Raw genomic sequence first — 10,612 nt, 5'->3', positions numbered from 1 at the left:
TGACGGCAGTCCAGAGCGGCATTGCCGATGTTCGAGATGCCAGAATCCAGGGCTTGGCCATCGGCAGCCTGCGGCTTGGTAAAGACCGTCGATCCGACAGCAAGTGTCAGTCTGCGCCGCCTCCCGGCAGCTCAAGCCAAATCATCGAATCGACGGCCGCAGGGTCTCGAACTTCGTCAGTATCGTCCTTGTTGCCAGCGACAAATTGAAGTCTGAGGCGATGGCGGCACCCTTCAGGAAAACCAGACTCTGAGCGTCATCGGCTGCAATCGGATCACCTTCCGCGACGGCGAAAAATACCTGATGAATATTGGATGGCGACTCATGGGAAAACAGAAAAGTCAGAGCCCCGGCGACCAGGCCTGTCTCTTCATGAAGTTCGCGGGCAGCCGCGGCAATGGGCAGTTCCTCGCGATTGATCCCTCCTCCCGGAAGCAGAACCAGGCCGTCCTTGTTGATCGCGAGCAGGATGGCGTCTTCAAACTCGACAATGACCGTAGCCCGGCACCGCTTCTGCTTCACGGGGTTCAGTCTTTCCTGGTGCCCTGGTTCTCGTCTGCAGCGGCGATTTCTCTGGCTTGCTCGGCCTCATCCTTCTGCTCTTCCGCGCTCATTTCCCTGACGCTATCGACAAACGTCGCATTGGCAATTGCGCTACCAATTCCCTTGGCCGCGCCATCTGCCTCGCTCGCCAGCTCCCTGGCTTTTTCAACCGTCTTGCTGGCGCCTTCAGCCACCGTCGCGCCGGCTTCCTGAGCCAGTTCCTTTGCCTTGACGCCGGCTTCTTCCACGGCCTCGGCCGCAGAACTTGCCAATTCCCTGGTCTTTTCGAACGCTGCCGCTGCCGCTTCTTTTGCTTTGTCCAGAATAGTCATCGTAATCGCTCCACTGAAAGAAAGTTAAGTACGGTCGTGGCTGCTGCAAGCAGCCCGAACCATTAAAGCCATTCTCTTTTCCCCGACCCCAAGGCTCTTTTCCAAGATGCAGGAGAACCGGGGCTCGCCGGTTGCTGTGGCAACCTTCACATTGGGAGGCTGTCCACTCATTATAGGCAAGTCTTCTGACGTGATGTGGTGCGCGCGCGAATTGGCTTATTGATAAGCAGTCGTCAGTTGAGCAGCGGTGCAAAGCAGCCACGACAGACCTATCGTCGATCACGCGACGACCACTGTGTTGCGTTTCCCTGGTGCCGACTGTCAGGAGTACACGAAGCTCAATGAGGACTGTTCGCGCTGGTCATTTTGTCGGCCTCGACGACCCAGCCGCCTCCCATGGCCTTATAGACGTTGATCATCGCCTGGAGTTGGACCTGCTGACTCTGCGTGTACTGCAACTGGGAGTTGAACAGGCTGCGTTCGGCGTCGAGGACTTCGATGAAACTCGTGTAGCCGTTCTCGTAGCGCAGGCGGGCCGTCCCGGCATATGTCTCCAGCGACGCGACCTGGCGCTTCTGCGCCTGCAGTTGCTCGCGCGTCCGGTCCTGATCGACAAGGGCATCATCGACCTCGCGAAAAGCTTGCTGGATCGCTTTCTCGTAGGCGAACAGCGCCTGCTGCTGGCCTGCCTCCGCAGCCTGCACCTGACCCGCGATGGCGCCGGCGGTGAAGATCGGCATGGTGATCGGCGCCGAGTATTGCCAGACCTTGGACTGGCTGTCGAAGAGATTACTCAGGCTGGTGCTGGAGAAACCGAACAGGCCGGTCAGCGAGATGGTCGGGAAGTAGGCTGCCTTGGCCGCCCCGATCAGGGCATTGGCAGCGATCAGGTTCTGCTCGGCCTGCTGGATGTCGGGCCTGCGCTCAAGAATACCCGAGGGCAGATCAGCCGGAATCGCCGGCAGGGTCAATTGATCTATGTCCCTGCCCCGAGCGATCGGGCCCGGATTGCGCCCGAGCAGGACGCTCAGTCCGTTCTCCTGCTGGGCGATCGATTTCTCGATTGCCGGGATGGTCGCCAGGGCTTCTTCGTATTGCGACTGGTTCTGGCTCAGTTCGAGCAGCGAGATGATTCCGCCCTCGTAGCGGAGCTTGAATATCTCGTAGGAATCCCCTCGGCTTTTTGCTGTCGATTTGGCGATCTCGAGCTGACGATCGAGATTGCGCAGGTTGATGTAGGCACCGGAAACGCTGCCGACCAGCGACAGGATGACCGCGCGTCGTCCATCCTCGCTGGCCAGCAGTTGCGCCCGCGCCGCTTCGCTCTGGCGGCGGATACGGCCCCAGATGTCGATCTCCCAGCTGGCATTCAGAAGGGCGGAGTAGGTGTTGTAGGTTTTGGCGTCTCCTGCCCCAACTACCACCGAGGAGATGTCGCGTTGCCGTCTTGGTTCGTAGCTGGCGCCGACCTGCGGAAACAGCGGCGCGCGAACGATGCCGTAGCGTCCGGCGAACTCTTCGATGCGCGCCGTGGCAATCAGCAGATCCTTGTTCTCACGCAGGGCGGTGGCGAGCAGATCGTTGAGCACCGGATCGCCGAACTGTTCCCACCAAGCGCTATTGGCCAAGTCCCGCGCATCCTTGTCGCTCAGGCGCCAGGCAGTCGGGGTATCGACCGGCGGCCGCACGTAATCGGGGCCGACCATGCAGCCGCTGGCCAGCAGCGCCAGCAGGGCGGTGGCGATGGGCTTACGCATGATCGTCTCCTCCCTTGACGGCCGACTCGGTGGTGGCCGCGTCGTCAACGTCGGCCTTGCCCTTGTGACTAAGCTTCTCGACGACGTAGAAGGTTACCGGGATGATGAAGATGGCCAGGCAGGTCGCCGCCAGCATGCCGCCGATCACCGTGCTGCCCATAACTTGGCGCGAAATCGCGCCGGCGCCGCTGGCGATGGCCAGCGGCACGCAGCCGAGGATGAAGGCGAAGGAAGTCATCAGAATCGGCCGGAGGCGTAGTTGCGCACCCTTGAGCGTCGCCTCGGCCAGCGACAACTCGCCCTTTTGGAATTCCATTTTGGCGAACTCGACGATCAGGATTGCATTCTTGGCCGCTAGGCCGATCAGCATCACCAGGCCGATCTGCGCATAGATGTTGTTGTCCTGACCGCGCAGGAGCAGCGCGGCGAAGGCCCCGGCGATGGCGATGGGTGTACCGAGCAGGACCGAGAACGGCAGCGACCAGCTCTCGTACTGCGCCGCCAGAATCAGGAACACGCAGAGCAGCGAGAAGCCGAAAATGACCATCGGCGAGACGCCCTGCTGGGCTTTCTGCTCCTGGAAGGACATTCCCAGGTAGTCATAGCCCATCTCGCTCGGCATCGTTTCGGCGAATACCTCCTCCAGGGCGCGCATGACCTGCGCCGAGCTATAGCCCGGCGCGGCCGAGGCATTGATCTGGGCGCTTCGGTAGAGGTTGTAGCGCATCGTGAATTCCGGCCCGGAGATGTTGCGGACCGAGGTCAGCGCCGACAGCGGTACCTGTTCGCCCTTGCTGTTGCGCACATAGAACTGACTGATATTCTCGATATTGGTACGGTATTCGCCCTCGGCCTGGATGTAGACCTGCCACTGCCGTCCGAAGCGGTTGAAGTAATTGATGAAGCCGCTGCCCAGGAAACTCTGCAGGGTCTTGTACACGTCGCTGATGTTGACCCCCTGCTTGAGCACCTTGTCGCGGTCGACGTCGATGAACATCTGCGGCACGATCGGCAGGAAGGTCGTAGATACGCCGGCCAGTTCCGGTCGCTTCTTCGCGGCTTCGATGAACTTGTTGGTGTTTTCCGCGAGGAAGGCAACGTCCCTGCCGGCCCGGTCCTCGAGGATGAATGTTGCCCCGCCCGAGACGCCGACCCCCGGGATCGCCGGTGGCGGAAAGGCGAAGCCGATGGCGCCGCTGATGCCGCTCAGCTTTTTCGTCAGCTCAGCCTTGATCGCGGCGTACTGTTCTTCCGGCTTCTTGCGCAGTGCCCAGTCTTCCAGCGTGATGAAGAAAAAGGCGCTGTAGGTGTTCTGGACCTGGCTGAGCATGCTGTAGCCAATTACCGTCGACGTATATTTGACCCCAGGGACCTGCATGATCAGATCTTCTGCCTGACGGGCAATTTCCGAGGTGCGTTGTAGCGATGCGGCATTGGGGAGTTGGACTCCGGCGTAGACATAGCCCTGATCCTCGTCGGGCAGGAAGGCGGCGGGGACCGCTTTGCCAAAGATGCCGGCGGTGACGGCCAGACCGACCAAAAACAGAAGGCTGATCGCGCTCTTGCGGATGGCGAACCGGCAAACCCCGACGTAGCCGCCGGTCACGCGACCGAAAACGCCATTGAACCAGTCGTAGAATTTCTGCAGCGGGCCGCTGCCCTTGACCTTGGGCCTGAGCAGCAGGGCACAAAGGGCGGGGCTGAGGGTCAGCGCGTTGAACGCCGAGATGATCACCGAGATGGCGATGGTGACCGCGAACTGCTGGTAGAGCTGGCCAGTGATGCCGGGAATGAAGGCTGTCGGTACAAAAACGGCAGCCAAAATGACGGCGATGGCGATCACCGGCCCGGTGACTTCTTCCATTGCCCGCAGGGTCGCGTCTTTCGGTGACAGGCCGTGCTCGATATGGTGCTCGACGGCCTCGACGACCACGATGGCGTCATCAACAACGAGTCCGATCGCCAGCACCAGGCCGAACAGCGACAGGGTGTTGATCGAAAAGCCGAACATCGGGAAGAGCATGAAGGTGCCGACCAGCGAGACCGGGACTGCCAGCAGCGGGATCAGCGTCGCGCGCCAGCCCTGCAGGAAGACGAAGACAACGATCATCACTAGCACCAGCGCTTCGATCAGGGTGTGCTGGATTTCCTTGATGCCTTCGGTGACCGACAGCGTGGTATCGAGGGCGACGGCGTAATCAAGGTCGGGCGGGAAGCTCTCCTTGATCTTCTCCATCAGCTTCTTGGCCCCATCAGCCGCGTCGAGTGCATTGGCGCCCGGCATCTGGTAGAGCGCCACCAAGGCTGCGGGTTTGCCGTTGAGCCGTCCCTCGATGTTGTAGGTCTGGGCGCCGAGTTCGATGCGCGCAACATCCCTGACTCGCACGATCGAGCCGTCTACATTGGCTCGCAGCACCACGTTGCCGAATTCTTCTTCACTCTGCAGTCGCCCCTGCGCGCGTACGGCATAGGTGTACTCCTGCCCTGGTGGCACCGGCTCGGATCCGATCTGTCCCGCCGGATTGACCGTGTTCTGGGCGTTTACGGCGTTGACGATCTCGGGAATCGTGATGTTCAGTTTGGCGAGTTGATCTGGCTTGACCCACAGCCGCATCGCGTACTGTCCGGCGCCGAAGATCGTCACGCTGGCGATCCCCGCGACGCGTGTCATCTGATCATTGATGTTGATGTAGGCGTAATTGGCGAGAAAAATGTTGTCGTAAGTGCCTTTCGGCGAGTAAAGCGCGAACATGACCAGGGGCGAGGAGGTCGATTTCTGCACCGTCACGCCGAAATTGCGCACGTCGGCCGGCAGTTGCGCCTGGGCCTGGCTCTGCCGCATCTGCGTGAGGATCTGGTCGGTATTGGCGTTGGTGGAAATGTCGAAGTTCACCGTCAGCGTCGAGATACCGTTGTTGCCGTTGATCGAGAACATGTAGTTCATGTTGTCTACACCCGACATCTGCTGCTCGGTCGGGGTGGCCACCGCCTGCTCAACGGTCAGCGCGTCAGCGCCGGTATAGGTGCTGGTGACCTTGATTTCCGGCGGCACGATGTTGGGAAACTGGGCGATCGGCAGCCCCGACATGGCGACCAGGCCGATGATGGTCATCAGGATCGAGATGACCATGGCGACGATCGGCCGGTTGATGAAGAACTTGGACATGGCCGCTTATCCCTTGCTGGCAGGTGCAGGCGCCGCCGGCTTTGCGTCGGGTATAGCCGGGTCTGCGGCAGCCGCGGGCGTGGCCGGGACAAAGGGCGTCGGATTCACTATCATCCCCGGCCTGACTTTCTGGGTACCTTCGGCGATCACCTTTTCGCCGGGCTGTAGCCCAGTTCTGATGATCCAGTCGCTGCCGATGCGTTCACCAACGGTTACCGGCCGGATCTCGGCTTTGTTGTCGGCGCCGATGACGGCAACCAAGTACTTGCCTTGCATTTCGGTGATGGCGCGTTGTGGGAGCAGCAGTGCCCCTTTGTCTACCGACATCGTCGCCCTGATCCTGCCGTACTGGCCGGGGCGAAGCAGATTGTTCGGATTCGGAAACAGCGCAGCGACCTTGAAGGTGCCGGTGGTCGGGTCAACCTGCCGGTTGAGCGTGGCTACCTTCCCCTGATGAGGATAAAACGATCCATCAACCAGAATCAGGTTGAGTGGGATATTCTCGGTCCTCTTGCCGACGGCTGCGGCTGCCGCGGCCACCTTGAGGTATTCGCGCTCGCTGACGTTGAAATAGACCTTGATCGGATCGACGGTGGAGACGGTGGTCAGTTCCGTCGCCATGTTCGGGCTGAGCAGATCGCCGATCTGGGCCTTGGCGATGCCGGCGATGCCGGTGATCGGCGAGGTGATGTGGGTAAAGCCCAGATTGAGTTTAGCCGTCCTGAGCGAGGCGTCAGCAGCTTCGATTTCGGCCTTGGCCGACTGATTGGCTCCGGTAGCGTCGTCGAGATCCTTCTGGCTGACCGCATTCTGGGCCGCTAGCGGTTTGATGCGCGCAAGGTTGGCCGAGGTGGTCTCGTAGCGCGCAAGCTTCTGGGCGCGGATGCCCTTGGCCTCGTCGACCGCGGCTTCAAAGGTGCGCGGATCGATCTCGAACAGCGCCTGACCCTTCTTGACCAGATCGCCTTCGCGGTAGTTCTGCTTGATCAGGTATCCGGTGACCTGCGGACGGATGACGGCATTGACATCGCCGTCCAGTGCGCCGACCCATTCCATGTAGATTGGCACGTCGCGCTGCGCGATACTCACCACCTCGACGACCGGCACCGTTGGCGACGCTGCCTGCTCCTTGCCGCAGCCAGCGGTGACCAACAGGACGATACCGGTCAGCCCGGCCACAGCCCACTTGAAGTCACGGCTGGCGGAAGAATTTAGGGATGGGTTGAGTATCATGACTGCTCCTGCTCTGGGCAATTCGGTTCAGGTGTCAGCGGGTTTCCCAATCGAAGACAGGGTGGCTGATGCGCGATTCTACTGTACTGTGAGACATTCATTTTGCTTTGGATCCTTCTGAATCCGATAGTTCCGAGTCGCTTGCCAGGTAATCCCCGCGCGGCAAACGCCGTACACATAAACAGACCTGATATACACGCTTATCGACATTGCGATAGATTCCTGATTCGATAACCGAGCCTGACCCTCTGGCCAGATCATCTTTAGCGGTGATCCAGATCGGCCTTGCTGACTCGAGTCTCAGGCTTCACTGCGTGTCAAGCGCCTGTGAAGCCTTGGGGTCATCGCGTACGGATAACAAATGTAGGCTAGCGTTGACAGCCTGTAACTCCAGCGCCCTGGATGCCGAGCGCTCCGGATGCTGCGCAATCATGGCCGCCTGTTAGTAGCCGATCAGATAGCGGGTGTTGTTCTCACTACCGAGCATGTAGATCATCAGCGGCATCAGCACGACCAGCGGTCGCAGGACGACGATAGATTGCATTGCTTCACCACGTAGCACTTAAAGATAGCGCATTGCTTCGTAGTAGTTCATCGATTGGGCTGGCGGCAAGTCGGCCCGGGCGAGACGCGCCAGGATGAATGCACGATATGCCGGCATCGCGCCCTTTAGTTCGATGACGGCAAAGTCGATTTCAGCCGCTGAATCGGTACTTGTCTCGCCGAGCACCACATTCATTGAGCTGACGCGCAAATGCTTCGGCTCGATCGACAGGTAGTCCTGCGGGTTGGCGAGTACTCTCTTGAGGGTTTCGAGATCGTTCTCCAGTATCGCCTCGCCGCCGCCCATCGTTTCCAGTTGTTGCTCATTAGCGAGCAGGTCCGCCTCCAGTCGGGCCTGCTTAGTGGCTTCCGCCGGCGCTTCGCCCAGTATCGATCCCATGCCTGGCCCGTGTTGCTGCAGCAAGCGAAGGCGTGTCCGGATCAGCGCACGGTTTGCCTGCAGTTCCTGCCGCTCGTTGCGCTCTGCGCCAATATCCGACAAGGCCCGTGAAATGAGATATTCGAAAATCTCGACACCGATGACGCGGCGCAAACCCGTTTCATCGCGCCCGCAAAGTCGCGTCTTGTGGTCGGAAAAGTTGACGGTCGTCTGGGCGACATCGCGCTGGAGCATCTCTCCCTGCAACCCCAAACCGAATACCCGCTGTTCGGTGAATTCCATGCCAAGAACCAGATAGGCCTCATCGAGTTCCGGTAACTTCTCGAACAAGGCGCGCAGGTTGTCCGCGCGGGTGAGCACGGACTTCATGTCAGACGGCGAGACGAAAAAAGCCCGTAACGCCGGATCGCTGGACCAGATCGCGACCGATATGGGCCGGACGGCTGGCAATTGCTTGACCAGTCCCTGCAGGAACTTGATCGTTGTCTCGACCGCAGGCGCCAGACGCTTGTTGCAGTTTGGCAGGAGTTTCAGGCGGGGGTTGGTCAGCGCGATGGCTTTGTCGCAGGCCCATTGCACCATTTCCCCGGAGAGCCGATCCGTTTCGAACTGCCCAGCCCGATTCTTGAACCAGTCGAGAATACCCAAGATTAACCCCTCCGTTCACAAACGCTTGATCAAACTGCTGCCTGCTGATTACGGCGTTGCTAAGGCCGCAACCGCCAGTCTCGTCCGATAGGCAGCTCAGTATATTGCCGGCACATATTTGTACGGATAATCCGGTTCCTTGTATTTGCCTGGACTTTGTCGCTTGAGCAGGACGACCTTCGCCCGCTTGATTTCCTGGTAGGGGATCAGGCGAAGCAGGTGCGTGATGATGTTGAGGCGTACCTTCTTCTCGTCGCTTGGAACTGCTTGTTTTTTGCTGTCTTCTTCTTGCTCATCGCCATCTCCTTTATTCAACTCGCGGCACGCCGTTGATGTCTTCATCATGGGTCGCGCTTCGAAAATCGGCAAGCTGAATTCGATATCGACGTTTCCATGAAACCATGGGTCAAGTTGAAACGGCTTGCTTGTCCTTGCCAGATGATTCTATCCCTCGCACTGTGCTTGCTATACGCGCGGGACGACAATCGCTACACTATTCACGACGTTATCTGGCTTGTTATCGACATGACGACCATCTCTTCAGCCATTTTGTATTCACCGCCGCCAAGCGGAATGGTTCGTGTCGGGCCGTTCCTCCTTGTTCCGGGCATGTTGCGGGAGTTCGGCGTCGCGCCTGACCGGGTTCTGAAAAAGTTTGGGCTTTGCGAAAGCACCTTTGCCGACCCGGAAAACCGGATGGCAGCCGAGATCAGGGCGCCGATATTGGCGGCTTGCGCACGCGAAACCGGGTGTTCCCATTTTGGTCTGCTATTGGGGGAGCGCAACAATGCTTCGGCTCTGGGCGCCATCGGATTCCTGATGCGCAATGCGCCGGACGTCCAGACGGCGCTCAAGGATCTTGCCGAAAATTTGCATCTGCACAATCGTGTGGCAGTGCCCTACCTTGAAATGGCCGGGAGGCAGGCCATTTTTGGTTACCAGACGCTTTACCCTTACGCGGAAGGGTGGGAACAGCTTGACGATGGTGCGATGGCACTTCTGTGTAACATCATGCGTACCATGTGTGGTCCTGGATGGTTGCCCAGCGAAGTGCGCTTCCGCCGCGACAAGCCCGACAACATCGACCCCTATCGGCGCTTTTTTGCTGCACCCTTGCAGTTTGGCGCCGAACAGACAGCGCTGATCTTCAGTGCAGCGTGGCTCTCGGAGAAGGTTCGGTTGGCCGATGCCGGTTTGCGAACGTATTTCGAGCAGCACGTCCGCATGATGCGGGATTTCTGCGATGATGATTTCATAGTCCAGGCCCAGAAGCAACTGGTTCGCCTGCTTGGGACGCCGGGCTGTTCGCTTCAGGGTATCGCCAGTTGCTTGGGTCTTCATCCGCGGACGCTCAATCGGCGACTCAGGGAGGCAGGAAGCAGTTTTCGTGAACTGCACAAGAACGCACGACACCAACTGGCGTGTCAATTGCTGCGTGACACGGTGAGCAGCATTCCGACGATTGCCGCAGCGCTTGGCTATTCGGGAAGCAATGCTTTCGTCAGGGCATTCGCCCAATGGGAATCGGTCCCGCCGGCCACCTGGCGCAAGCGGCGCTGATCAGCAGGGTAATGCCGGGCCGTGCCTTGCGGATCATCATGTGGCTCGGCGGTGGCATCTAGGGGTTCGCCACGCTCAACATTCGTTGAAGCCTGATTATGGGCCATTTTTGCCGGTCGACCGCAGCATGCGCTTGAAGGAACCGGTCGCTCGATCATCCTCGCCGGGACTGCACAAACTTGGGGTAACCATCAACTAGAGTTTGGCGCGCGGGTGACCGGCGCCGAACACCTTAGCCAGATGCTGGAAATCGAGATACGTATAGACCTGCGTCGAGGCAATGCTGGCGTGACCGCGCAATTTCTGCACCGCCCGCAGATTGCCGGAAGATTGCAGTATGGGCGAGGCGAACGAATGGCGCAGCACGTGCGGATGGACGTGGCGCGTCAGTCCGGCACCGGGAAGCCCGAGCCGTGCTCCTTGCGCGACA

The 10,612-nt window shown here is 59.6% G+C and carries 8 protein-coding genes and 1 pseudogene; 1 reads left to right on the top strand and 8 read right to left on the bottom strand.

Annotation, left to right across the window (positions count from 1 at the left end; translation table 11 throughout):
* Positions 1 to 141 precede the first annotated feature (141 nt).
* The 7 genes from IPP03_09210 to IPP03_09180 all read right to left on the bottom strand — a co-directional run bounded on the left by IPP03_09210 (position 142) and on the right by IPP03_09180 (position 8,967).
* Positions 142 to 522, bottom strand: a complete 381-nt coding sequence (locus IPP03_09210) for an NUDIX domain-containing protein (GenBank protein MBL0352824.1) — start codon at positions 520 to 522, stop codon at positions 142 to 144.
* Positions 523 to 527: 5 nt separating this feature from the next.
* A complete protein-coding gene (locus IPP03_09205) occupies positions 528 to 875 on the bottom strand; it encodes a hypothetical protein (GenBank protein ID MBL0352823.1) in 348 nt (115 codons plus the stop codon).
* Between the two features lie 338 nt (positions 876 to 1,213).
* Positions 1,214 to 2,632, bottom strand: coding sequence for an efflux transporter outer membrane subunit (locus IPP03_09200; protein ID MBL0352822.1), 1,419 nt, complete (start codon positions 2,630 to 2,632; stop codon positions 1,214 to 1,216).
* Positions 2,625 to 5,798: a multidrug efflux RND transporter permease subunit gene (locus IPP03_09195; GenBank protein MBL0352821.1), complete on the bottom strand. Its 3,174-nt coding sequence runs from the start codon at positions 5,796 to 5,798 to the stop codon at positions 2,625 to 2,627. The genes IPP03_09200 and IPP03_09195 overlap by 8 nt, the downstream gene beginning before the upstream one ends.
* A gap of 6 nt (positions 5,799 to 5,804) precedes the next feature.
* The gene (locus IPP03_09190; GenBank protein MBL0352820.1) at positions 5,805 to 7,031 is read right to left on the bottom strand and encodes an efflux RND transporter periplasmic adaptor subunit; all 1,227 of its coding nucleotides are present in this window, start codon (positions 7,029 to 7,031) and stop codon (positions 5,805 to 5,807) included.
* Between the two features lie 562 nt (positions 7,032 to 7,593).
* The gene (locus IPP03_09185) at positions 7,594 to 8,622 is read right to left on the bottom strand and encodes a hypothetical protein (GenBank protein ID MBL0352819.1); all 1,029 of its coding nucleotides are present in this window, start codon (positions 8,620 to 8,622) and stop codon (positions 7,594 to 7,596) included.
* A 96-nt stretch (positions 8,623 to 8,718) separates the two neighbouring features.
* A complete protein-coding gene (locus IPP03_09180; protein MBL0352818.1) occupies positions 8,719 to 8,967 on the bottom strand; it encodes a hypothetical protein in 249 nt (82 codons plus the stop codon).
* A 93-nt stretch (positions 8,968 to 9,060) separates the two neighbouring features.
* Between IPP03_09180 and IPP03_09175 the strand changes: the two genes are divergently transcribed.
* Entirely contained in the window at positions 9,061 to 10,182 is a 1,122-nt protein-coding gene (locus tag IPP03_09175) for an AraC family transcriptional regulator (protein ID MBL0352817.1), read from the top strand.
* 195 nt (positions 10,183 to 10,377) lie between these two features.
* Here IPP03_09175 and IPP03_09170 read toward each other — a convergent pair.
* Positions 10,378 to 10,575: pseudogene (locus IPP03_09170) on the bottom strand (tyrosine-type recombinase/integrase).
* Between the last annotated feature and the right edge of the window lie 37 nt (positions 10,576 to 10,612).

The organism is Candidatus Dechloromonas phosphoritropha, assembly GCA_016722705.1.
GTDB classification, from domain to species: domain Bacteria; phylum Pseudomonadota; class Gammaproteobacteria; order Burkholderiales; family Rhodocyclaceae; genus Azonexus; species Azonexus phosphoritrophus.
Note: the sequence above shows the minus strand (reverse complement) of the source record. Positions and strands in the feature narration are given on the sequence as shown.

Coding starts and splice junctions, on each gene's coding strand:
- IPP03_09205 (MBL0352823.1), bottom strand. CDS start 875: ATGACTATTCTGGACAAAGCAAAAGAAGCGGCAGCGGCAGCGTTCGAA.
- IPP03_09195 (MBL0352821.1), bottom strand. CDS start 5,798: ATGTCCAAGTTCTTCATCAACCGGCCGATCGTCGCCATGGTCATCTCG.
- IPP03_09175 (MBL0352817.1), top strand. CDS start 9,061: ATGATTCTATCCCTCGCACTGTGCTTGCTATACGCGCGGGACGACAAT.
- IPP03_09180 (MBL0352818.1), bottom strand. CDS start 8,967: ATGATGAAGACATCAACGGCGTGCCGCGAGTTGAATAAAGGAGATGGC.
- IPP03_09200 (MBL0352822.1), bottom strand. CDS start 2,632: ATGCGTAAGCCCATCGCCACCGCCCTGCTGGCGCTGCTGGCCAGCGGC.
- IPP03_09190 (MBL0352820.1), bottom strand. CDS start 7,031: ATGATACTCAACCCATCCCTAAATTCTTCCGCCAGCCGTGACTTCAAG.